General features: G+C 61.8%; 18 protein-coding genes and 1 riboswitch. Of the genes, 6 read left to right on the top strand and 12 right to left on the bottom strand.

Translation table 11 applies throughout. The annotated features are described in order from the left end of the window. Nucleotides 1–1,479, bottom strand: a complete 1,479-nt coding sequence (gene guaB / locus BMZ66_RS06695) for an IMP dehydrogenase (protein ID WP_092670416.1) — start codon at nucleotides 1,477–1,479, stop codon at nucleotides 1–3. Nucleotides 1,480–1,720: 241 nt separating this feature from the next. Here guaB and BMZ66_RS06690 point away from each other — a divergent pair, with 241 nt between their 5' ends. Further along, on the top strand, nucleotides 1,721–2,572 hold the full coding sequence (locus BMZ66_RS06690; RefSeq protein ID WP_092670414.1) for an oxidoreductase: 852 nt from the start codon (nucleotides 1,721–1,723) through the stop codon (nucleotides 2,570–2,572). 111 nt (nucleotides 2,573–2,683) lie between these two features. Further along, on the top strand, nucleotides 2,684–3,526 hold the full coding sequence (locus BMZ66_RS06685) for an FRG domain-containing protein (protein WP_092670412.1): 843 nt from the start codon (nucleotides 2,684–2,686) through the stop codon (nucleotides 3,524–3,526). An 8-nt stretch (nucleotides 3,527–3,534) separates the two neighbouring features. Here the strand turns inward: BMZ66_RS06685 and BMZ66_RS06680 are convergent, their stop codons facing one another. The 5 genes from BMZ66_RS06680 to BMZ66_RS06660 all read right to left on the bottom strand — a co-directional run bounded on the left by BMZ66_RS06680 (nucleotide 3,535) and on the right by BMZ66_RS06660 (nucleotide 9,694). After that, entirely contained in the window at nucleotides 3,535–4,272 is a 738-nt protein-coding gene (locus tag BMZ66_RS06680; RefSeq protein WP_092670410.1) for a DUF2490 domain-containing protein, read from the bottom strand. Between the two features lie 196 nt (nucleotides 4,273–4,468). Next, nucleotides 4,469–5,383: a fatty acid desaturase gene (locus tag BMZ66_RS06675; RefSeq protein ID WP_092670408.1), complete on the bottom strand. Its 915-nt coding sequence runs from the start codon at nucleotides 5,381–5,383 to the stop codon at nucleotides 4,469–4,471. 135 nt (nucleotides 5,384–5,518) lie between these two features. Next, entirely contained in the window at nucleotides 5,519–8,122 is a 2,604-nt protein-coding gene (hrpB, locus tag BMZ66_RS06670) for an ATP-dependent helicase HrpB (RefSeq protein WP_234795008.1), read from the bottom strand. A gap of 9 nt (nucleotides 8,123–8,131) precedes the next feature. Beyond that, on the bottom strand, nucleotides 8,132–8,920 hold the full coding sequence (locus BMZ66_RS06665; RefSeq protein ID WP_092670406.1) for a YqjF family protein: 789 nt from the start codon (nucleotides 8,918–8,920) through the stop codon (nucleotides 8,132–8,134). Between the two features lie 441 nt (nucleotides 8,921–9,361). Beyond that, nucleotides 9,362–9,694 (bottom strand): rhodanese-like domain-containing protein, encoded by a 333-nt coding sequence (locus BMZ66_RS06660; RefSeq protein WP_092670404.1) that lies wholly within the window; start codon nucleotides 9,692–9,694, stop codon nucleotides 9,362–9,364. A 44-nt stretch (nucleotides 9,695–9,738) separates the two neighbouring features. Between BMZ66_RS06660 and pnuC the strand changes: the two genes are divergently transcribed. Together pnuC and BMZ66_RS06650 are read left to right on the top strand one after the other, a co-directional pair. Next, complete coding sequence (gene pnuC, locus BMZ66_RS06655; RefSeq protein WP_092670402.1) at nucleotides 9,739–10,413, top strand: nicotinamide riboside transporter PnuC; 675 nt, start codon at nucleotides 9,739–9,741, stop codon at nucleotides 10,411–10,413. A 118-nt stretch (nucleotides 10,414–10,531) separates the two neighbouring features. Then, complete coding sequence (locus tag BMZ66_RS06650) at nucleotides 10,532–11,968, top strand: aldose epimerase family protein (RefSeq protein WP_092670400.1); 1,437 nt, start codon at nucleotides 10,532–10,534, stop codon at nucleotides 11,966–11,968. Nucleotides 11,969–12,112: 144 nt separating this feature from the next. Here the strand turns inward: BMZ66_RS06650 and BMZ66_RS06645 are convergent, their stop codons facing one another. The 3 genes from BMZ66_RS06645 to BMZ66_RS06635 all read right to left on the bottom strand — a co-directional run bounded on the left by BMZ66_RS06645 (nucleotide 12,113) and on the right by BMZ66_RS06635 (nucleotide 14,717). Continuing rightward, nucleotides 12,113–13,174, bottom strand: coding sequence for a Brp/Blh family beta-carotene 15,15'-dioxygenase (locus tag BMZ66_RS06645; RefSeq protein WP_092670398.1), 1,062 nt, complete (start codon nucleotides 13,172–13,174; stop codon nucleotides 12,113–12,115). A gap of 167 nt (nucleotides 13,175–13,341) precedes the next feature. After that, the gene (locus tag BMZ66_RS06640; RefSeq protein WP_092670396.1) at nucleotides 13,342–14,115 is read right to left on the bottom strand and encodes a bacteriorhodopsin; all 774 of its coding nucleotides are present in this window, start codon (nucleotides 14,113–14,115) and stop codon (nucleotides 13,342–13,344) included. A 377-nt stretch (nucleotides 14,116–14,492) separates the two neighbouring features. Next, nucleotides 14,493–14,717 carry a hypothetical protein gene (locus tag BMZ66_RS06635; RefSeq protein WP_092670394.1) on the bottom strand — a complete coding sequence of 75 codons (225 nt, stop codon included), beginning with the start codon at nucleotides 14,715–14,717 and terminating at the stop codon, nucleotides 14,493–14,495. A 175-nt stretch (nucleotides 14,718–14,892) separates the two neighbouring features. Further along, nucleotides 14,893–14,997: riboswitch (TPP riboswitch) on the top strand. Nucleotides 14,998–15,059: 62 nt separating this feature from the next. Between BMZ66_RS06635 and BMZ66_RS06630 the strand changes: the two genes are divergently transcribed. Next, the gene (locus BMZ66_RS06630; RefSeq protein ID WP_092672832.1) at nucleotides 15,060–17,546 is read left to right on the top strand and encodes a TonB-dependent receptor; all 2,487 of its coding nucleotides are present in this window, start codon (nucleotides 15,060–15,062) and stop codon (nucleotides 17,544–17,546) included. 226 nt (nucleotides 17,547–17,772) lie between these two features. On the opposite strand, the gene BMZ66_RS06625 is transcribed toward BMZ66_RS06630, so the two are convergent. From BMZ66_RS06625 to BMZ66_RS06615, 3 genes are all read right to left on the bottom strand, one after another. Then, nucleotides 17,773–19,512 (bottom strand): APC family permease, encoded by a 1,740-nt coding sequence (locus BMZ66_RS06625; RefSeq protein WP_092670392.1) that lies wholly within the window; start codon nucleotides 19,510–19,512, stop codon nucleotides 17,773–17,775. A 110-nt stretch (nucleotides 19,513–19,622) separates the two neighbouring features. After that, nucleotides 19,623–20,303 (bottom strand): potassium channel family protein, encoded by a 681-nt coding sequence (locus BMZ66_RS06620; protein WP_092670390.1) that lies wholly within the window; start codon nucleotides 20,301–20,303, stop codon nucleotides 19,623–19,625. A gap of 21 nt (nucleotides 20,304–20,324) precedes the next feature. After that, entirely contained in the window at nucleotides 20,325–22,145 is a 1,821-nt protein-coding gene (locus BMZ66_RS06615) for a TrkH family potassium uptake protein (RefSeq protein ID WP_234795007.1), read from the bottom strand. A gap of 225 nt (nucleotides 22,146–22,370) precedes the next feature. On the opposite strand from BMZ66_RS06615, the gene BMZ66_RS06610 reads away from it, so the two are divergent. Then, nucleotides 22,371–23,606, top strand: a complete 1,236-nt coding sequence (locus tag BMZ66_RS06610) for an acyl-CoA dehydrogenase family protein (protein WP_234795006.1) — start codon at nucleotides 22,371–22,373, stop codon at nucleotides 23,604–23,606. The last annotated feature ends 45 nt before the right edge of the window (nucleotides 23,607–23,651 follow it).

Raw genomic sequence — 23,651 nt, 5'->3', positions numbered from 1 at the left:
CTACCGGCTCGAATAATTGGGCGCCTCCTGCGTGATTTGCACGTCGTGGGGGTGCGACTCGCGCAGGCCGGCTCCGGTGATGCGCACGAACTGCGCGGCTTGCAGCGCCACAATGTTGGCGGCACCCACGTAGCCCATGCCGGCCCGGAGCCCGCCAGCAAGCTGGTAAATCACCTCCGAAACATTGCCCTTGAACGGTACGCGGCCCACGATGCCCTCGGGCACTAGCTTCTTCACGTCGTCTTCGGCGTCTTGGAAGTAACGGTCCTTGCTGCCGTCTTCCATGGCCTCCACCGAGCCCATGCCGCGGTACGATTTGTACTTGCGGCCTTCGTATATAATGAGGTCGCCGGGAGCTTCCTCGGTGCCCGCCAGCAGCGAGCCCACCATCACGGCAGCGGCGCCACCGGCCAGGGCCTTCACTACATCCCCAGAAAACTTAATGCCGCCGTCGGCTACCAGCGTCACGTTGGTGCCCTCGAGGCCGCGGGCGGCTTCGAGCACGGCCGAGAGCTGCGGCACCCCAATACCGGCAATGATGCGGGTGGTGCAAATGGAGCCCGGTCCCACGCCCACTTTCACGCAGTCGGCGCCGGCGTCGGCCAGGGCGCGGGCCCCGGCGGCGGTGGCTACGTTGCCAGCCATCACGTCGAGGTTCGGGTAAGCGGCTTTGATGGCGCGCACGGCGTCCATCACGCCCTTGGAGTGGCCGTGGGCGGTGTCGAGGCTGACGAGGTCGACGCCGGCTTCTACCAGAGCGGCCACGCGCTGGAGCAGGTCGGGCGTAACGCCCACGGCGGCGCCTACGCGCAGCCGGCCTTTGCTATCCTTGCTGGCGTGGGGCGCCCGGCGGCGCTTGCGGATGTCTTTGTAGGTCATGAGGCCGGCGAGGCGGCCTTCGCTGTCCACGAGGGGCAGCTTGTCTACTTTGCTATCGGTCAGGAGCTGCTCGGCGGCAGCCTGGTCGATGCCGGCCGGGGCCGTTACGAGGCGGGCCAGCGGAATCATTACCGTGGTGACGGGCTGGGTCAGGTCCTTCTCGAAGCGCAGGTCGCGGTTGGTGAGAATGCCCTGCAGGCGGCGGTCGTCGGTGATGATGGGGATGCCGCCAATGCCGTGCTTGCGCATCAGCTGGCGGGCGTCGGCCAGGGTGTGGGTGGGAGCGAGGGTGAAGGGGTCCTGAATCAGGGCCGATTCGCTGCGCTTTACCCGCCGCACCTGGTCGGCCTGCGCCTTGATGGACATATTCTTGTGAATAATGCCCAAGCCACCTTCCTGCGCCAACGCAATGGCCATGTCCGACTCCGTGACGGTGTCCATGGCCGCTGAAATGAGCGGGGTTTGCAGCCGGATGTTGGGGGTGAGGCGGGTGCCGGTGTCGCAGTCTCGGGGCAGTACCTCGGAGTAGGCTGGGAGCAGCAGTACGTCGTCGTAGGTTAGCGCCTCGAAGGCAATTTTTGGGGTTGCGGAATCCGCCATAGCAAAAGGGGTTGGGGGTTGGGGCCTTTTGCCAGGCAAAGGTACGGCGAGAAGTTGGGTTAAAGCCCAGCCTTGAGTTGCTGCTGGGTAAAGTATTTGTGGTTTTTGTAGATTTTTTGTGGGCTTGTGAGGTCGTTGACGAAGGCGGCATCGGGGACCACACGGGAGGTTGTACGGACTTGTGCAAACAATTCGAGGCCGCAAGCCGTCTTAGCACCTACCATTTCACAGTACGATTTTTATGGCTGATTCCACATCCCAAACCTGGTTTATTACCGGCGCTTCGTCCGGCTTTGGCGAAGCCCTGGCTACTTATATTCTTGAGCAAGGCGGCCGCGTGGCCGCTACTTTCCGCAAGCCTGAGCAGGCTGAGGCTTTTACCGGCAAAGAAGCTGACCGCACCTTCGGCGTGGTGTGCGACGTGACCAATGAAGCCCAGGTGAAAACCGCCGTGGCCGACGCCATTGCTCATTTTGGCCACCTCGACGTGGTGGTGAACAACGCCGGCTACGGCTCTATGGGCAGCATTGAGGAAGTGCCTGCCGAGGAAGTGCAGCGGCAGTTCGACGTGAACGTGTTCGGAGCGCTGCACGTGCTGCGGGCCGTGCTGCCGCACCTGCGCGAGCGCCGCTCGGGCCACATTCTCAACATCACCAGCATCGGCGGCCTGAAGACCTTCCCCGGCGTGGGCATTTACAACGCCAGCAAGTTTGCGCTCGAAGCCATTGGCGAAAGCCTGAGCCAGCAAGTGGGGCCACTGGGCATTAAAGTGACCAACATCGAACCCAGCGGCTTTCGCACCAAGTGGGCCGGCGAGTCTGCTACTATCGCCGAAACCCAAATTGAGGACTACCAGGCCACGGTGGGCGAAAATCTGCGGGGCATTCAGGGCTACAGCGGCCGCCAGCCCGGCGACCCCGTGCGCGCTGCCAAGGCCATGTACGAAGTAGTGCAGATGGAGAATCCGCCCCTGCACCTGCCCCTGGGCAAGGCAGCAGTAAAAGGTGCCCACGAAAAGTTTGCTAACCTGAGCAAAGAGCTGGAGCAGTACGCGGAGATGGGCGAAGCGGCCGATTTTCCGGCGGGCGAGTAATAATTACGCTAGGCGAGCCTTCTAGCTATCAGGCAGAAGGCTCGCCTAACGGCCCGCTGGCTGGGTAAGCTCGACCGAACTGCGGCTGCGGGCGCCGCGTATCTTCGCCCCATGTCCCTTCCTGCCAACGATTACGAAGCCACTTCCTGGGAAGACCTGCAACGCCTGCTGTTTCAGGAAACCTGGGACGAAGGGCTGGGCCGGTTCCGTTCGCCGTTTGTGTACCGCGGCAGCCGCTCGCGCCACTACCAGCTGAGTACCAGCTTGCAGCGTCTCGGCGGCAACTACCACCAGCTGGAAAACCACTTGCTGCGCAACTTTCGCAAGTACGCCCACGACACCACCCAAACCATTCAGGCGGCCAGCACCTGGGACTGGCTGGCCCTGGCCCAGCACCACGGCCTGCCCACGCGCCTACTCGACTGGACGTACTCGCCCTACGTGGCCCTGCACTTCGCCACCGACGACCTAGAAGCCTACCACGAAGACGGCATCATTTGGGCCCTCAACTACGTGAAGGCCGCCGAGCACCTGCCCAAGCGCCTGCAGCAGGCTCTGCGCAAAGAAGGTTCGAACGTCTTCACCTCCGAGCTGCTTCAGCCCTTGGGCAACAACCTCGGCGACCTGGAAGAGCTGCAAGAAACCCCTTACGTCCTGTTTTTGGAGCCGCCGAGCCTCGATGCTCGCATCGTGCACCAATACGCGCTGTTTTCGCTGATGAGTACGGCCCAAAGCGTGCTGCACGACTGGCTGACAGAGCGCCCGGAGCTGTATTTCCGCATCGTGATTCCGGCCCACCTCAAGTGGGAAGTGCGCGACAAGCTCGACCAAGCCAACATTACAGAGCGGGTGCTGCTGCCCGGCCTGGGCGGGCTGAGCCGCTGGCTGCACCGCCACTATTCGCCGGCCCGCGGCCGCGATGTCAGCGGACCCGGCAGTGAGCTACCGGGGTAAGCGCAACCTTACCGGCGCACCAGCGAAACATGGTTGGGTGTAGCCACGGCCACGCTCACCTGCACGGCGTTGCGGGAGCGGGCTGCTCCGGCAGCGCCGGCCGCCTGGGTTTGGTGCAGGTAGGCCATTTCTACGGTGGCGAGGCGGCTTACGCGGTAGCCCAGGCCGGCACTGATGCGGTTTTCTTCCAGAAAGCTACGGCCCTCGTTGGAGCCCAGGCCCGCGAATAGCTCGTTGGCTGCCACCAGAAACAAGCCCCCTCGGGGCAACACTCCGCCCGAATGCAGCGGCACCACCACGCGCAACTGGTAGCGCAGGCGCGGCGCAAACTCAAAGGCAGCCTCCGGGGTGGGGCGAAGCCAACGCTCCTCGGCGCGCAGGCGGTGGCTGGCCCGCACCGGCCCACTGACGTCGGTCACAGCTATTTCCTGGTACAAGCGGTGTTCGGGCGCCATGGCGTTGTCGCCGCTGGGGGTATCGTATTCGTTACCGGCCAGCACGTAGCCGGTGGTGAGCGTGAAGCTGGGTGCGAGGTGGAAGCGGAAGCCCAGCCGGCCGAGTTGCTGGGCAGTGAGCTGGGCGTTGCTCTGGCGCGTTTCTACTTCCGAATACAGGCTCCAGCGGCCGCGCAACGGCATGTCGGCGCTCAGCCTTACCCAGCCCACGGGTGCTCCTCCGCCCTGGCCCCGGGCCGAGCCGGCCCAGGCCAGCAATATCAGCAGGAGTAGCAAGGAGAGGTGTTTCATGCACCCAAGTTACGTAATTGTTATCCAGTATTACGCAATTGTTACCGAGGGAAAGCAAAAGATAACATTGGGGCTAAACGGTTGACTGAATGATTGATAAGACGATGAATAATTATCGGTGCTAACAAAAATGCCCGACTGGAAGGCCGGGCATTGGGGATGTTGCTACAGTTGCCGATGGATGGCCGGCTGCTTTCTATTCCTGCCAGGGCCAGTGCCAGCGGAACGACCGGGATTTTGCCTTGGGCTTCTGGGTGTTGTCCTGGCCCACAACCTGCACGTCCCACACCAAGCCGAGGGCCCGGAGTAGGGCCACCAGATACCAGCCCAGGTCCAACTCGTACCAAGCGGTGCTCATCTTGGCAGAGCTTGGGTGCGCGTGGTGGTTGTTATGAAACCCTTCGCCAAACGACAAGGCCCCCAGCACCCAGTTGTTGTAGCCGTGCTCCGTGGCCTCATCGATATCGTAGCGGGCGTAGCCGTATTTGTGCGACACAAAGCCGACGAACCAATGGCCAAAAATGGTCACGCTTATGCGTACGGGCACGCATATTATCATCGCTTCAAACCCAAAGGCGGCCCAGATAAGGCCCGCGGCAACCAGAACGTGCAGAAACCAAGTCTTTTCAAGGAACACGAGCCAGGGGTCGTGCAGGTCTTCGGCCGGAATTTCATACCGGCTGATGTCGCCGGACTTTAGGGCGAAGTGCAGGTTCCAGTAGTAGTCGCGGGCTATGGAGTGGTCGTAGCGGAAATAAGCCGGGCAGTCGAGGCGGTTTTGCCAATAGTCACGGAAGTAGTGGACCCGCACCCATGACAGCGGCCCGCCCAGGCCGGTATGCACAAATAAATACGCCAGCAGGCCCCGCGTGAAGCGCGCGCAGCGATATGAGCGGTGAATAATGCCCCGATGCAAGCCGATGGAATGCCCGAACCCAACCGTGACCACAGTGAGCACCGCCGAGGCCAGGCTCAATGGGCCCGACAGGCTTGACAATCCCCACACCAAGGCCGGCACCAGCATTAAGTACAGCCAAAAAATCTTGAGCCAGCCCGGAACAAGCCGGTCGCCGGGAATAACGGGTGATTCAGAAGTAGCTGTGGGCTGCATATGTGCTATAAAAAGCCTTGTCTGCTACTAAGGTAAGGGGCGGTTTGCGAAAATAGACAAAGTGGTATATTTCCTGAGCTATCAGCGAAATACTGGCTGCGAGGTTCAGCGAGTATGTCATTGCTGAAGTCTCTTTTATTGCCCCAACCGTTTCTTGGTGAGCCTAGTCGGGATATGCTCCATGGGCTTGTCGGGCCAGGGGTGTCTGGGGTAGCGGCCTTTCAGGTCTTTGCGCACCTCGAAGTAGCCCCGCTCCCAGAAGCTGCGCAGGTCGCGTGTGACCTGGGCGGGGCGCCCACCGGGCGAGAGCAGGTGCAGTAAGAGCGGCACACGGCCCCCGGCTACCGTGGGCGTTGCGGTCAGGCCAAACAGCTCCTGCAGCTTCACGGCCAACACCGGAGCCGTGGCATCGCTATAGTCCAGGGTGATATCGGAGCCGCTGGGTACTTCAAGCGCAGCCGGGGCCAAGCGGTCGAGCAATTGGCGCTGGTTCCAGCCCCCGGGCAGGCGGCTCAGCAGCGGCTCGCTAAGGTCGAGGCGCTGAACATCGGCCAGGGTTTTGAGGCCGGTGAGGTGCGGGCCAAGCCACTCAGCTAGCTCTTGAGCGAGCGTTTCCTCGTCGAAGGCGGGCCACAGCTCTTCAGCCGGGGTAGTGTCCTGAGCCGGAAAATGCTGACGCAAAAACTCCAGGCGCTGCTGCAGCTGGCGGGCCGCGGGTGTCCAGTTCAGCTTGTTCAAGCCGGCTTCCTGCAGATAAGCTAGCAAGGCCTGGCCCACCAGCACGGGGTCAGGCTGGCCGATGACGGCCTCGGCCAGCAGCAAGGCGCCCAGGCGGCGCACGCGGCGGCCAGTCACGCGCTGGGCGGCAGGGTCGTAGCGCACCTCGTCGGTGGTGGTGATTTGGTCAGCAAAGGCCAGTTCCAATTCCTCTTTTGCCAGCGGGGCGGCCAGGGTGGCGCGGGGAGCCGACGCCGTGCCGGCCAAGTGCGCAACCGCGAAGAAATCTGCTTGTGCGTCCACGTCCGTTGTGTTCAGGCTCACCCGCTGGCCGGTTACCAAGCGCAGCCGGTCGTGGGTTTCGCGCTGGGCCAGCCGGTCGGGGTAGGCGAGGGCTGTGAGCAGGCCCACGGGCGCCTCGGCAAGCGCCGAAGGCGAGGCGGCCACGGGCTTGGGGAGTCGGCCGGCGAGGTTGCGGGCCACGTCGCGCACGCGCTGTAGTGTGGCGTGGTGCAGGGCCAGGCCCGGTAGCGGCGGGCGTCCATTGCCCAGCGCTTCGAGGCGCAGGCGCAGGTCGGGCGGAGCGGGGCGGGTATCGGTTGGGGAAGCCCAGCGCAGCAAGTCGCGCTCGGCCAGCAAGGCCGCTAAAGCTCCTGCGGCTGCGCCATAACCTAGCTCTTGGCCACGCACCACCAAGTGGCCCAGGCGCGGCGGCAACCCCAGCGCCGCCAACTGACGGCCGTGCGAAGTAGGCTTTGCCGCGTTTTCCAAGGCGCCCAGGCGCAACAGCAACTCCTGGGCTTGGGCAAAAGCTGCTGCGGGGGGCACATCCAGCCAGCGCAAATTGGTTGGCTCGGCCGCGCCCCAGAGGGCCAGCTCCAGCACCAGACTGCTGAGGTCGGCGGTATGGATTTCGGGCGGGCGGTGCGCGGGCAGGTTGTGGTGCTCGGCTTCGGTCCAGAGGCGATAGCAGGTGCCGGGCGCCAGGCGGCCAGCCCGGCCGCGGCGCTGGTCGGCGGCGGCGCGGGCTACGGGCACGGTTTCGAGAGTAGTAAAGCCGGTGCGCGGTACAAAACGTGGCACCCGCGCAAATCCACCATCGATGACGACGCGCACGCCCTCAATGGTAAGGCTGGTTTCGGCGATGCTGGTGGCTAGAATGACCTTGCGTCGCCCGGCGCGGGAGGGGCGCAGGGCCGCATCCTGGGTTTCGAGGGGCAGCTCGCCGTGCAGCAGGTGCAGGTCGGTGGTATCGGCCAAGGAGTCGGTCAGCTTGCGGGCGCAGCGCTGTAAGTCTCCCACACCGGGCAGAAACACCAGCACGTCGCCCTCTGCGTGGGTGTTCAGGGCGGCTCGTACCTGCGCCGGCACCAATTCGGCCAAGCGCTCAGTGGGCTTGTTGGGCAGGGCTGCGGCCCGGCGCGGGTCGAGGTAGTGGGTGTCGATGGGAAATAAAAAGCCCGCCGATGATACTACCGGGGCCGGCAGCCATTGCCCCAGCCGCTGCGCCTCAAGCGTGGCACTCATGATTAGGATGCGCAGCTCCGGCCGCAATACCGCTTGCGCATCCAGGGCCAGTGCCAGACCCAGGTCGGCGTTGAGGCTGCGTTCGTGGAACTCGTCGAATACCACTGCGGCTACGCCTTCCAGGGCTGGGTCGTCCTGAATCATGCGCGTCAGGATGCCTTCGGTGATGACTTCGACGCGGGTCTCCTTCGATACCTTGCTGTCGAGACGTACCCGATAGCCGATGGTGCGGCCCACAGGCTCGCCCAGCAGCTGGGCCAGGCGGGCCGCCGCGCCGCGCACCGCCAGCTGCCGGGGCTCCAGCACTAGGATTTTATCGGCGGGATTGCGCCACTCTGCGGCCAGCAACTCCAGCGGCACCACCGTGGTTTTGCCGGCCCCGGGTGGGGCTTCCAGCACGACTCGGGCATTGGCGGCCAGGGCAGCCCGCAGGGCAGGCAGCGCCGCGATAATGGGCAAGTCGGGCAGAGGCGGGAGGGCAAAGGCAGAATTCACCCATCAAAATTACACCCGCTGCATTGGCCACAGCTCCACGCTCACGGGGCCACCGGCACTTACCAACGGCAGGCCCTCGGGCGTGGGCAGGCCGTGGCTTTCGATTAGCGTTGATTCGTAGTGCAGCACTTTGGCGGCGCACAGCGGCCACGGGGCGTGGGCCACTCGGCCGCGGTAGAGCTTCGTCTGGGCCTTATTGCTGGCGTAGAGGCAGTAGCGTTCGGTGAGAAAAAATGCCAGGGAGTCGGGAGCTGGGGGCGGCAGGGGAGCCCCTATGGACCAGGTGGCGCGGAAGCTTGCTTCTGGCATGCCCACGTGCGTGCGCTCAGCCTTGAACTGCCGGAGCTGGGCGCTTGGGCTTTCCATGCTCATGGTGGCACGCATGTAGGGAAGGTTGAAAAACGTGCGTGCGGCCCATACGGCCAGAGCATTAGTGGCATCGAGCGAGAAAAACCACACGCCTGGCACGCCATCGAGGTGCACATAGGTGCGCACGTTCAGCTCCAGAAATTCGTTGGCGCCCGGCACTGGCGGGCTGATGCGAGTGCGCACTTTCGACATGCGGAACGGCACCACCGCCAGCCACGCCATGCCGTCGTAGGTGTCGATTGTCAGGCGGGGCGGCAGGTAAGGCTGCAGCAGCTCGGCCGGTACGGGCCAGTGCATAAACAGCAAGTCGCCCCATTCCTGGCGCAGGAGGGGAGCGCCGGGCGGGCGGTCGCGCATGGCCAGCCGGCTGGCCAGGGTGGGGGCCCCAGGCTCGGCTAGTAAAGCAGAGGGCAGCGAAAAATCGGGCATAGGTAGCGGAGGAAGAACGTGTGCCTTCAACAGGACCAACCCTTAAACGATGGTGGTGGTTTGAAACTGCCCGCCGCGGAATTGGGCTTAGAGGCTGTTCAAGTTAATTCTGATGGCGCGGGGCTATGCCTCGTGACGGGCTATTAGCAGGCCTCTGGCCTGTGGTCGTGGAATAAGACCGCCTGACACCCCCCAACTTGCGCGGGCCAGAGGCCCGCTAGTAAGCGGCGCGGGGCATAGCCCCGCGCCATCAGAGCCATCAAAATTAACTTAATCAACCTCTTAGAGCCTACAACTTAGAGCCTACAACTGGGCATCATGCCGAACGCAGCCGAGGCATCTTGCTCGCATTGTCCTCCCGATTGAGTTACTACCACACGCGAGATGCCTCGGCTGCGCTCGGCATGACCGTTCTCTGATTTCCGGGCTTAGCCTTTAATTTCAATAACGAGGAAACGCTGGGTCGACCTGCGCGGCCCAAGCAGCTACGCCGCCGCGCAGGTTCAGGAGGTTGGTGCGGCCCAGGCGGTGGCGCAGGTAGCCCAGGGCTTGCGCGGAGCGCACACCGTGGTGGCAAATGAGGACCACTGGCCCGTCGGCGCGAATTTCATCGGCTCGGCGCGGGACTTCGTCCAGCGGCAGGAGCATGCTCCCGGGCAGGTGACAATAGTCGAATTCTTCGGGCTGGCGCACGTCCACTAGTTGCAGGTCGTCGCCGGCCTGCAAGCGGTGGTGCAGCTCTTCGGCGCTGATTTCCAGGGATACGCTTTCCATAGGTTGGGAGTACAGGGCGCAAAAGTAGGTTCCGGCGTTCTACCTTGCGGCTTTCTTACCTGCTGGTGTTGGCTGCGTTTCTCTCTCCCGATATTTTTACTGCCGCCTGGGCCGAGGTGCAATCGGCTAGCTCCCTGGAAGTAGCCGCCGTGCTCACGGGCGTGGCCTGCGTGTGGCTGGCGGCCCGCAATTCCATCTGGAATTTTCCCATTGGCATCGTCAATGGCCTGCTGTATCTGGTGGTGTTCAAGCAAGCCAAGCTGTATTCCGACGCGGGCTTGCAGCTGGCTTTCATCTGTCTTTTGATTTACGGCTGGATGAAATGGCTGCGGGGCGCTGCCACGCCCGATGCTCCTCAGCTGCCCATCACGCGCACGCCGCGGCAGGTGGGGTGGTGGCTGAGTGGAGCGGGGCTGCTGTATGCGGTTGTGGCCGGGGTGCTGCTCAGCCGCCACACCGACGCGGCCCTGCCATATCTGGACAGCACCACCACGGCCATCAGCCTGGCGGCCCAAACGCTGCTCTCGCGCCGTAACCTGGAAAACTGGCTGCTGTGGATAGGCGTCGATGTGGTCTACATTGGCATGTACTGGCACCGACATCTTTACCTGACCAGCGGCCTCTACGTGGTGTTTACCGCCTTGGCCATATACGGCTATTTGCAATGGCGCCGCGAGCTACGGATGCAGCAAGCCCAACTTCAGCAAATAGTAGCCTGATTAATTGCCAGCGCCTTGGGGTTCACCCCGCCCTAGGCAGGCAAGCTTATTCTTCTCCCAATCACAATTCCTGGCTCATCGCCAACCCTTTTCCTTCACCGCCCTTTTCCACCCTCCGTTGCTGCGCGTTTCCCTTACTGGCCCCGAATCAACGGGCAAATCCACATTGGCCGCCCGTTTGGCGGCGCACTACGGCACCGCCTTTGCCCCCGAGTTTGCCCGCGAATACCTGGCCGCGTCCGGCCCCCACTACACGCCCGAAGACCTGGAAGAAATAGCCCGCGGCCAAGTGGCGGCCGAGGCCGAAGCCGAGGCCCGCGCCCACCGAGTGGTTTTCTACGACAGCGACATGCTGGTGATTAAAATCTGGGCTGAGCACGCCTTCGGGCAGTGCCCAGAGTGGATACTGCGCCGCCTGAACCAGCAGCGCTACGACCTAGTCCTGCTAATGGGCATCGACATGCCCTGGCAACCCGACCCGCTGCGCGAGCACCCACACCTGCGCCAGCAGTTCTACGACCTCTACCAACGCGAGCTGCGCGAGCAAATGGCCAATTTTGCCGAGATTACCGGCGACGGCGACCGGCGCTTTGCCCAGGCCTGCTTTTTGATTGATGAGTTGTTGCGCACAACTTCCCAACCCACTCCTTTACCCGAAAAGCTCATGTCGGCCCCTGCTGCTCACTACACCCTGTTTTCCCCCAGCTGCCGGGCCACGTTTGCCGCACACGGCGCCGAGCTTACCAGCCTGGTTACCTCGGCCAATGGCCTTGAATACCTGTGGCCCGCCGACCCGGCCGTGTGGGCGCGCCACGCCCCGGTGCTGTTTCCGCTGGTGGGCCGCCTGCCCGGCGATGCTTACCACCACGAGGGCCGCGACTACAAGCTGCCGCAGCACGGTTTTGCCCGCGACCAGGTTTTCGATGTGCTGCGGCACAACCCCACCGAACTGGTGTTTCAGCTGCGGCACGACGAGACCACCCGCGCAGTGTTCCCATTCGCTTTCGAGCTCACCATCACCTATGCCCTGCGCGATTCTTTGCTCACAGTGCGCTGGGACGTGCGCAACCCCGCCACCGACCAGCCCTTGCTGTTCAGCATCGGCGCGCACCCTGCCGTCCGCTGCCCCTTGCTGCCAAACGAGACATTTGAAGACTATTTCTTTGAGTTCGACCACCCCGTAACCTTGGAGCGCCACCTGTTGCAGGGCGGCCTGCTCACTGGCAAAACTGCACCAGTGCTGAATGACCAGCGGGAGCTGCCGCTTAGCTACGAGCTGTTTGCCGACGATGCGCTGGTTTTCAAGCACTACGACTTCACGCGGCTCACCCTGCGCTCGCGCAAGTCATCGCATTTTGTGCGGTTTCAGTTTGATGGCTTCCCCTACCTCGGCCTCTGGACCAAAGGGCCCGGGGCCAAGTTCGTGTGCGTGGAACCCTGGCACGGCATTGCCAGCCCCACAGGCGAGCCCGGCGAGCTACGCGAAAAAGAGGGCATTCTCACGCTGGAGCCCGGGCAGGTGTTTTCGGCCGCTTATACCATTGAGGTAGGCTAGGCGTCACACCCCACCCCCGGCCCCTCCCCTCCGGGAGAGGGGTGCGTTCTGATAAACAACAATTCGTCTGGCACCCCTCTCCCGGAGGGGAGGGGCCGGGGGTGGGGTGCGTCGGCAAAAAGATACACAGACCGAAAAACAGCTCTACGAGTGTACCCGAGCCGTTGCAGTCGTTCGAGCCGGAGCTGAAGTGCGCTTGCCCAGCCTCAAGCTTTTCCACCGGTGCCCGTCCATTACAGCTGTCACTAGCAAGGCGTGGGGCAGCGTGACAATGGCCGCCACCACCAGCGCCAAGCTAAACCAAGCCGTAGCATCGGGCAGGCGCGGGGCCAGCACACGGCCCAGTACCAGCAACGCCACGCAGCTTAAGAGTAGCAGCGGCGCTGCCCGGCGCAGAAAGAAAACCAGCTGCGCCAGCAGTTCCGAACGGGCTGCCTTACCCTTAGCGCCAGAAGCGTAGCCCAGCCAGCCATTCAGGCGCAGAATGTGCTGCAAGCTGTGCCAGAACACAAAGTACACTGCGACTGAAAGCCGCGGGGGCAAAGCCACAAACAGCAGCGTGAGCACCGAAACCTCCACCAGCTCAGTCTTGAGAAGATCGGTGCGGTGCTGCACGGTATATCCGGCCCAAAGCGCCGCGTGCCCGCCTATTACCAGCACGCCCAGCACCACCGCAATGGTCTCGAAAGTGGCGGCCGAAACGGGCGCTGCGCCCACAAAGGCAAGCAGCTCGTTTACCAAGCTCATGGTTTCCTGCGCCCGGCCCCAGGCGGGTACTGCAAAAATGAGCAGGCCGCGCAGTAAGCTGTGCGTCAGCCACCAAGTGGTGGGCACCTGCGTGTTGGCGGGCGCATCGGCTGAGCCCCAGTGCCATACTGTTAGTAGAAAGAAGCCTGCTACCGTGGCCGCTGGCCACCACCACCACAGCCCGCCCACTAGCGCAGCTAGGCCTAGGTAGCCTATCAGGAACTGGCGCCAGTAGCGCCAGCCGCTCACGGGAATGCCCACGGGCTGGCTGGCTGGCAGCACAAACTGGTCGCAGGCGCCGTGGGCCACGCCCAGCACCACCATGCCCACGGCCAGCGGCACCCCCAGTAGCCAGCCGGCCAGCGTCGGAAACGCCACTCCCAGGCCCACCAGCGCCAGCACGGCGGCGTAGGAGTAGGAACGATGAGAAGACCAGTCGGGGGCGAAAGAGCGAGGCATGGAGTGGCAGTGAGCAGTGAGAAACAAAACAGGCCGCTGCACCGCTGGCGCAGCACAACGGCCTGTTATTTATTCGCTCCCAACCAAGTTGGCGAGCCTGTACTGAGCCGTGCACTTTGCCAGGGAGCATATGGTTACCCTTGGGCAAAGCCGACGCGTAACCTGCCCTATACTACGGAAGCCGCGTTGGCAGGGGCGACTTTTATCGCCGATTCGCTCCGGGCAATGCCGTACACCACCAGGCCAAAGCCGATTTTGTTGATGGCATCGCCGATGTTGTAAATCAGGTCGAGGTCAGAGGGACGAAGCATGCCCGCACCATCGGGGCCAAGCAGGCCGCCGGGCATGGCCATGTAGCCAATGGGGTAAATGGCCCAGCCCACCAGAATAAACCAAGCCAGGGCCCGCACGCCTTTCCGCACCGCTTCCGACTCCGAGGCAGCCGCCAGTTTGGCCACTTCGCCCATCCAGGCCGAGTACAGAATATAGAGGTAGCCCAGCGTGGACAGTGTGCCCCAGATAAACGAATGGCTCATGGAACCATCGGTGAAGGCCTCGCCAATGTAGCCGAACACCAGCATGACCAGCGCGGCCAGCACCAGTTTCCAGAGCAAAGCAACCTTGGCGCCCGCGGCCCGCACCAGCAGGTAGAACTCCACCACCATCAGGGGCACCGTGAGGGTCCAGTCGATGTAGCGCAGCGCAATGGGCGTGGTTTTCGACATGATGTAGTAGTCGCGCATGTAGTAGTAATGCACCGCCGCAATGCCCGTAATCAGCCCCGAAATCAAGAGCGAGGTTTTCCACTTGTCGGCCACCGTGCTGCGCTCGAAAAGGAAGAACACAGCTGCCGCAGCCATGGCCATGTACCCAATGAAGAATGTGAACGCAACGGGGTCGTCGACGGGGATGGTCAGGACGTCCAAGAACATGTTTCGCATACAGCTGAATCTTAAGGGTTAAAGGATGGATTGATTGTGTTGATAGAATCACATAGGATAAATTATTGTTTAAGATGTAGCAGGCAAATATTAAACAAAATAATAAAAGTGCTTATTCAGCCTGTCTTGGCCATTTCTTATTTGATAAATTTTTGCCAGTGGTGCTGTGCTGCTTGTCGCTCAGGGAAGTAGGCCATGAAAATGCTGCCCTTTAATGGAAAGGGTGCTCGGTAGCCACAAGCAAAAGGCCGGAAAGCTGCCCACTGAAAACGGCACAAAAAAGGAGCAGCTTTACGGCCTTTCGGTGGCCATAAAGCTGCTCCTGAGTTCACACGAAGTAAACGTGCTAGATTTCTGTTTCGGGTGCGCGAAGTGCGCTATACGCCTACCCGGCGCTTGTTGTAGTCCGGTTCCCAGTCGTTGATGGGCCGCGAGATGCCGGGCGGCAAGTCCAGGTCGGGCAGGCCGGGGTCATGTGGTTCGCCGCCGTCGTCGTCGCCATCGTGCGGCGGGGTAGGCGGAATGGCGCGCCGCCGACGAGGGAGCACCAGCATAAAGAGGAAGAAAGCGCAGAAAGCAACGGCGTAAATGAGGCTAAACATGGCGGAAGCAGCTAGGGCGGTGCAAAACTTAAAACGAAGCTTCGGCCGCTGGCGTTGCGCCGGCCGACGTCTCTAAATTAATTGACTTTCAACAAACGACCAAGGGATGTGTTGCGGCCGGCGGAGTCTATTGCCAAATTTTTGCTGTCGTACCAAAGCGGGAGTTGTACCTTTGCGCCCTGTTTAGGGGTGCTGCTTTCGCAAAGAAGGCGGCTGAGATGATACCCATCGAACCTGAACCGGGTAATGCCGGCGAAGGGAATAAACAATCCGCGGACGTTTCCGCTGCCGCTCCGACCCCTGGGGCGCCGGCGTGTTCCATTATGTAAGGCCAAAATCTTTTTGAAAAATGTATTCCTTGCGGGGGCAGCGCTGTGCGTGCTGACTGCCGCGCCGGCATGGGCGCAAGGCCCCGTGTCCGGCACCGTTACCGACGCCCGCACCGGCGAGCCGCTGCCCGGGGCCACCGTTCTGCTCGACGGAGCTGCAGGCCCGGCCACCAGCACCACGGGCTCTTTTTCTTTGCCGGCCGTGCCCGTTGGTCGCCACGAGCTGCGCATCAGCTTCCTGGGCTACGAGCCCTTGGTGCGGCAGGTGCAGGGCCAAGATGCCGAACAACTGTTGAATGCCCCGCTCCAACCCAGCGCGGTGCTCACCGGCGAAGCCCTCGTGACGGCCCAGCGCGCCAGCGACCGCACCGCCACCGCCTACACCAACCTGGGCCGCGAAGACCTGGCTAAGCGCAACTTCGGCCAGGACCTGCCTTACCTGCTCGACCAAACGCCCTCCGTGGTGGTGACCTCCGATGCCGGCACTGGCGTGGGATATACCGACATCCGCATCCGGGGCACGAGCAACATCGGCATTAACATGACCATCAACGGGGTGCCGCTCAACGACCCGGAATCACGCGGGGCGTTTCTGGTGAACCTGCCCGATTTGGCGTCGTCCATCAACAGCCTGCAGGTGCAGCGCGGCGTGGGCACCAGCCAGAACGGCGGCGCGGCCTTTGGGGCCAGCATCAACATCAGCACGCTGGACGTGCGCCGCGAGGCCTACGCCGAAACCAACAACAGCTACGGCTCCTTCAACACCTGGAAAAACAACGTGCAGTTCGGCACCGGCCTGCTGGGCGGGCACTTCACCATCGATGGCCGCCTCTCGCGCATCGCCACCGACGGCTACATGAACAGGGCCTCGTCGGACCTGAAGTCGTACTACCTCGCTGCTGGCTACCAGGCCAAGAACACGCTGCTTAAGTTCATCACTTTCTCAGGCCGCGAAAAAACCTACCAGGCCTGGAACGGTGTGCCCGAGCCGGCCATTACCGGCAACCGCGCCCTGCTCCAGACTTACGTGGACAACGGCGAGCTGACCGCCCCCGACGCCGCCCGCGTGCTGCAGGAAGGCCGCCGCTACAGCTACTACACCTACGACAACCAGACCGACAATTACCAGCAGAACCACTACCAGCTGCACCTCTCGCAGGGCCTGGGCGAAAACTGGAACCTTGGCGCGGCGCTGCACCTCACCCGCGGCTTCGGCTACTACGAAAGCTTCCGGGCCCGCCGCCGCTTCTCGGCCTACGGCCTGCCCAACGTGGTAATCGGCAACCAAACCATCACCCGCACCGACCTCATCGACCAGAAGTGGCTCGATAACTACTTCTATGGCGGCACGTTCGCCCTGAACTACCAGCCCAAGGATAACGATAAATTCCAGGCCACGCTGGGCGGCGCGGCCAACAAGTTCGACAACGACCACTACGGCGAAATCATCTGGGCGCAGTACGCCACTACCATTGGCCGCCGCCAGCGCTACTACTTCAATAACGCCACCAAAACCGACTACAACGCCTACGCCCGCGCCACCTGGCAACTGCTGCCCCGCCTGGGCGTGTACGGCGACCTGCAGCTGCGCCGCATTGGGTACAACATAGCTGGCATTGAGGACGACCAAAACGACGTAGCCACCCGCGCCCGCTATACCTTCTTCAATCCCAAAGCCGGCGCCACCTTCGCCCTAGCCGAGGGCCAGCAGCTCTACGCCAGCTTCGCCGTAGGCCAGCGCGAGCCCGTGCGCGCCGACTTTGTGGACCGCCCCGCCGGCGACCAAACCGCCAAGCCCGAACGCCTCGAAGATTTTGAAGCCGGCTACCGTTTCAACCGCACCGGCCTGGACTTGCTGGGCGGCAATACCGCCGTGCGCCTGGAAGCCAACGGCTTCTACATGAACTACCGCGACCAGCTAGTGGCCACCGGCCAGCTCAACGACGTGGGCGCGCCCCTGCGCACCAATGTGGCCCGCAGCTACCGCCGCGGCGTGGAGCTCACCGGCTTCGTATCGGCCAACGACCTCATCAGCCTCAGCAGCACGCTCACCCTGAGCCAAAATCGCATTCTGAACTACCAGGACGTGACCTACGACGCCGATTTTAACCCGGTGGCCGCCACGCCTCGCACGTCGGTTATTTCTTACTCGCCGGCCGCTGTATCGGCCCACACGCTGGAAGGCCAGCCGGTGAAAAACCTGCGCCTGGCCTTCCTCTACAAAACCGTGAGTCGGCAATTTCTTGACAACTCTGAAAACACCAACCGCAGCATCGTGCCCTATCAGGTGCTCGATTTCCGGGTGCGCTACGCCATCCGGCCGGTTTTTGTGAAGGAGATAGAGCTGGCCGTGCTCGTAAACAATGTGCTAAACCGCGAGTACGTGGCTAACGGCTATACTTACAGCTACCTAGGCGCAAGCAGCCAGCTTGAAACCTTTAATTGGTATTTCCCGCAGTCTACCCGTAATTTCCTGGCTTCGGTGAACTTGAAGTTTTAGCGTGTTTGTGGTAATGAAAGACGAAACGACAACTCCCCTCCTTTTCAAGGAGGGGATGTTTCCGCGAAAGCGGAAACTGGGGTGGTTAAGCCGGTCGCGCCGTTAGAGCGAGTCGTTCGGGTGTCGTTCAACGAGTTCAACCACCCCCGTCCGCGCTAAAGCGCGAACATCCCCTCCTCATCTGAGGAGGGGAGTTGTCGTTCGGTCTTCATCACTAAAGCCCCAATCAGATAATCAACCGCACCCCGCCCAGCTCCGAAATCTGATAGGGAAACCGGTCGCCGGGCGAGCCGATGAACATGAAGTTTTTTGGGATGTTCCACTGCGCCGACAGCTTCTCAATCAGCGGGGGGCCGAACTGCCCGTCGATGGTCACGAAATCGATGTCGACCTGCGGGTAAGCGCGGTCCAGCACGCGAATGTCGTTCAGCAGCTCTTCGGGAAATTTCTCGCCGTCGCGGAGCAGGGTCACAATTTTCAGCTTGTTCGTGAATTCGTTTTCCACCACATAGGCCATCACCTTGTTGAGGTTGGCCACGTTGTCGCCTTTGGTGAAGAACACAAACTCCTGCTGGGCCAGCTGCCGCAGCTGCCGGTGCACCAGCAGGCGGCCCAGGCGCGAGGCCCGCGGCAGGTGCCGCTCAAACGACTCCACGGTCGACAAAAGGAAGTTCAGAATGGCCATGCGGTTGAGCATGATGGAAACCACGGCCATGCTGGGCAGGAAATACTGCAGAAACACCACCAGGTACTCGGGGTGAATCTTGACGTTGCCGAACAAGGCTACCAGCACGCCCACCAAAGCCAGCGTAACCGTGACAATGCCCGCGTACACCGGCCGCGGCAGGTTGGGCCGCTTGCCCTTCAGCAGGAAGTTGCCGATGGCAAAGAAGGCCATTACCGACAAAAACGAGATGGTGTAGACGCCCGCCAGCGGCCCCAGCTGCCCGTTGGTGATGAGCAGTACCGACACGCAAAGCAGGAAAAACGTAATGAGAATCATGTAGTTGCTGCCGCGCTTGTTCTCCTTCAGGAAGAACTGGGGCAGAATGCGGTCCAGGGTCATGCGCTTCATCAGGCCGCTCACGCCCACAAAGGAGGTGAGCACCGCCCCGCTAAGCACGGCCACGGCATCGACGGAGATGAGCGTGCCCAGCCATGGCCCGCCCGTGACGGTGCCCAGGTGCGAAAGCAGCGTTTCGGTGTGCTTGCCCACTTCCACCAGCGGCAGCACCGCAATGGCCAGAAACGCAATGAGTGGGTTGAACACCGTGACCACCACCCACATGTTGCGCAGCGTTTTCTGAAACACGCCCCGGTCCTGCTCTTCCACAAAGTTGGCCGAGCTCTCGAAGCCCGAAATGCCCAGCATGGCCGCGCTAAACCCAAAAAATAGGGCGTTGAGCACGCTGCCGCCTTTCACGGGCGCCGCAAAGTTGAGCGTAAGGTTGGGCATGCCCTGGGTGGCCAGGTACCACACCGCTACGCTCACCAGCACCGTGAGCGAAATGAGGTGCAGAATGAAAATGCCCACCGCCACGATGGCCGACTCCGAAATGCCCAGGATGGTGAGCAGCAGAAACAGCCCCAGCAGGCCCATGGTGGCCGGAATAATAGGCAGCCCGTGCCACAGCGTGTGCAAATAATGCATGCCCTCGTTGGCCGAGAGCACGGCCGTGGCCATGTACGATAGGATGGTGAGGCAGGCGGCCAGCGCGGCGTTGCGCTTGCTGGTGGTGTTCAGCAGCACGTTGTAGGCGCCGCCGTTCAGGGGCAGGGCACCCACCACTTCGCCATAGATTCGGCGGAACAAAAACAACACCGCGCCCACCGTCAGCAGGGCCAGCCAGGCGTATTGCCCGGCATAGGAAATGGCCAGCGCCGACACATAGAGGCACGACGAGGAAATGTCGTTGCCGCATATAGCGGTGGCTTCCAGTTCGTTAAGTTTCTTATCGTGGCTCATGGCAGCTGAATGGGGCGGCTAATGTAACAGCGTTCGGACAAGCCGGGGCGGGCTGGCTTCAAGCTGCGGCTAACGTAAAAAACCGGCGCACGGCCACCCGCCGCCCGGCTTTAGTGCAACACCTTGCGGATGTCTTCCATCTTACCAAACAGCACCATGATGTCGTCGGCCTGAAACACGGTATCGGCCGCTACCACGCCAATGGCCGCCGGCTTGCGCTGCGTCCGTCCAAACAGGTTGGTGGAATCTTTGGGGCGGATGATGGTGAGCACGTTGATGTTGTACTTCTGGCGGAAGTTGGCTTCCTGAATGGTTTTGCCCACGTAGCGCACCGGCACCGTGGCCTGAATGATGTTGTAGTCCTCGGTCAAATCCAGGGAGTCGAGAATGTCCTTCAGGTCGAGGCTCTTGGCCAGCCGCTCGGCCGACTCGGTTTCGGGCCTGATGATTTTGTCGACGCCGATGGCCTCCAGTACGGTTTGGTGCAGCGGCGAAATGGCCCGGCCAATGAGTTTCTTCACCCCCAGCTGCTTAAAGTTGGCCACGGCCATCACCGAGGCTCCAAAGTCTTCGCCAATGCCCACGAGCACCATGTCGGTGTCGCTGAGCGGCAGCGTGGCCAGGGCTTGCTGGTCGGTGGCGTCGAGGCACACGGTATGCGTGATGCGGTCTTTGTGCTGCGTGACCTTGGCAATGTCGCTGTCGACGGCAATCACCTCATGGCCCATGGCCGTGAGCTTCACCGCCAATGACGACCCGAAGTAGCCCAATCCAATAATGATGTATTTCATGCGGCTTTTTGCCCGAGGGCGCTACGTAATGATGATGTTTTCGGAAGGGTACCGATACGCCAGGTCGTTAATCTTGGTGACCACGCCGGCAATGAGCGTGAACGTGCCCACGCGGCCCAAAAACATGGTGACGATGACCACCAGCTTGCTTCCCGCGCTCAGGCTGCCCGTCACGCCCAGGCTAAGGCCCACGGTGCTATAGGCCGAAAAAGTCTCGAACGCCACCTGCGTAAGCGGAATGTCGGGGTCGAAGAACTTGATGAGCAGAATGGCCAGCCCAATGACCAGCGCCGACAGCATCATCACGGCAAAAGCCTGCTGCACCGACTTCGCCGGAATGTGGCGGCCAAAGAGTTCGAGCCGCTCCTTGCCCCGCGCAATGCTGAAAATATTGAGCAAAGCCAGCGCAAATGTGGTGGTTTTAATGCCGCCGCCCGTGGAGCCGGGCGAGGCCCCAATCCACATCAGGAGCAGGTAAATCAGCACCAGCGGCATGGTTAGCTGCGCCATGTCCACGGTGTTGAAGCCGGCGGTGCGGGGCGTGACGCCGCCAAACAGCGCCGCCACCACCTTGCCCATGCCCGAATGCTCGCGCAGGGTGCTGTTGTACTCCATGCCGAAATACAGCACGGTGCCGGCCACCGTCAGCACCGCTGAAGTAAGCAGCACCAGCTTGGTGTTGACGTTGACAATGCGCGGCGTGTACTGCAGCCGCTCGCGGTGATAGAGTTGCTGCCACCGGTTGCGCCCCGTGGCCCTGAGGTAGCGGTAGAGGTTGAAAATGATGGGAAAGCCGATGCCGCCAATGAGAATGAGGGCAATGATGACGAGCTGAAACCCGTAGTTAAAGCGGAATCCCGGGTCGTAGAGGCCCGCCGAAAGCGTGGAGAAGCCGGCATTACAAAAAGCCGAAATCGAGTGAAACAGGACGAAACCAATGCGGTCGTGCAGGCGCGGAATCTCGGCCGGACCAATGCAGGCATAAAGGAAACAGGCCCCCAGAAACTCAACCAGAAACGTAATCCAGACGATGTTGCCGATGGTGCGCATGGTGTTGCCGATGCTTTCCTCGTTGATGAGGCCCTGCATAAACAGTTGGTTCTGAAACGACGACGAGCGTTGAAAAAACAGGGCCAGAAAGCTCGTAAACGTCATGATGCCCAGGCCCCCGAGCTGAATCAGGACCAGGATAACCACCTTGCCGAAGGTGGTGAAGGCCGTGGCCGTATCCACCGTAATCAGGCCGGTGACGCACACTGCGCTCGATGCGGTAAACAGGGCGTCGAGTGGGCTGATGCCGTTGGTTGTGGCCCGGGGCAGCAGCAAAAGCCCCGTGCCCAGCACAATCAGCAGGATGAAGCTGGCGATGAACAGCAGCGCGGGGTTGTAGCGCAGGCGGTAAAAATCGAGCGAGCGGCGCGAAAGCTCAATCAGAAACACGTAGAGCAGCACGGCCAGAATCACCAGATCCTGCTCCACGTACCGGCCCAGCAGCGTGCCGGGCAGCACGGTTTGGGCCGGCAGAAAGGCGAGCACCACGCCGCACGCCGCAAAAAAGAGCAGGACGTATTCCGCCAGTATCCAGCTTCGGGGCACGCCGGCTTGGTTGAGCAAGAACAAGCGCAGCACCAGCACCAGCATCATGCACAGCATGTAGGCCCCGTAGAAGTAGGTGAGCACCTGCTCGGCCGCCACGCTGTGGGCAAAGCCCAGGTCGTAGAGAAACACAAACAAGCCCCCCAGGCTGAGGTAAAACAGCACCGCATCGGCCCGGCTCACGAGCTGCGGGCGCTGTTCCTGCAGGCGTTCGTGAAGGTGTTGGCTGAATTTAGGAAGTTGCATAAGGTATAATTGGAGCCGTGCGCCAGCCCTGCGGTAGGCCGCAAACGTCGACCCCGCCCAACGAATCCGCTGGGCAACGGATATGCGCTACGGGGTTTGGCGCCGGAAAGATGAAGAACGAATTCGGGATAAGCCGGAACCCACTCGGCCACGGACTGTTCTGTTAGCAGCCGGCTCGTCTCAAAACTTTTATCTTTGAGCCTCCCACCCAACCCATTCCCTGCTATGTCATCCCAAGCCGACGTTCTTTCCCCGGAGTCCAAATCTCACACCGCCCAAAAAGGCAGCACCAACGCCAACGGCTTCACCGACTACTTCGACCTCGACGGCCTGCTCACCGAGGAGCACATCCTCATCCGCCAGAGCATCCGCGACTTCGTGAAGAAGGAGATTTCGCCCAGCATCGAGAAGTGGGCCCAGAGCGGCCACTTCCCCAGCGAAATTGTGAAGAAGTTCGGCGACGTGGGCGCCTTCGGCCCCACCATTCCGCAGGAATACGGCGGCGGCGGGCTCGACTACATCAGCTACGGCATCATCATGCAGGAGATTGAGCGCGGCGATTCCGGCATGCGCTCCACCGCCTCGGTGCAGGGCTCGCTGGTGATGTTCCCCATCTACCAGTACGGTTCCGAGGAGCAGCGCAACAAGTACCTTCCCAAGCTGGCCTCCGGCGAGTGGCTGGGCTGCTTCGGCCTCACCGAGCCCGACCACGGCTCGAACCCCGGCGGCATGACCACCAACATCAAGGACATGGGCGACCATTACCTGCTGAACGGTGCCAAGCTCTGGATTTCGAACTCGCCCGAGTGCCAGGTGGCCGTGGTGTGGGCCAAAAACGAAGCCGGCCGCATCAAGGGCGTGATTGTGGAGCGCGGCATGGAGGGCTTCACCACCCCCGAAATCCACAACAAGTGGAGCCTGCGCGCCAGCACCACCGGCGAGCTGGTGTTCGAAGACGTGAAAATCCCCAAGGAGAACATCCTGCCCAACATCGAAGGCCTGCGCGGCCCGCTGTCCTGCCTCGACTCGGCCCGCTTCGGCATTGCCTGGGGCGCCATCGGCGCGGCCATCGACTGCTACGAGTCGGCCCTGAAGTATGCATTGCAGCGCGAGCAGTTTGGCAAGCCGCTGGCAGCCTTCCAGCTGCAGCAGAAGAAGCTGGCCGAAATGATTACTGAAATCACTAAGGCCCAGCTCATGGCCTGGCGCTTGGGCGTGCTCAAAAACGAAGGCAAAGCCACCAGCGCCCAAATCTCCATGGCCAAGCGCAACTCCGTGGACATGGCCCTACACATTGCCCGCGAAGCCCGCCAGATTCACGGCGGCATGGGCATCACCGGCGAGTACCCCATCATGCGCCACATGATGAACTTGGAATCGGTGATTACCTACGAGGGTACCCACGATATTCACCTGCTGATTACGGGGGCGGATATCACGGGTATTCAGGCGTTTAAGTAGATTTCTGCTGACTTATTGAAAAACCGGCCGCTCTATTCGAAGCGG

The organism is Hymenobacter arizonensis (assembly GCF_900115775.1).
In the GTDB taxonomy this organism is placed as follows: domain Bacteria; phylum Bacteroidota; class Bacteroidia; order Cytophagales; family Hymenobacteraceae; genus Hymenobacter; species Hymenobacter arizonensis.
Note: the sequence above shows the minus strand (reverse complement) of the source record. Positions and strands in the feature narration are given on the sequence as shown.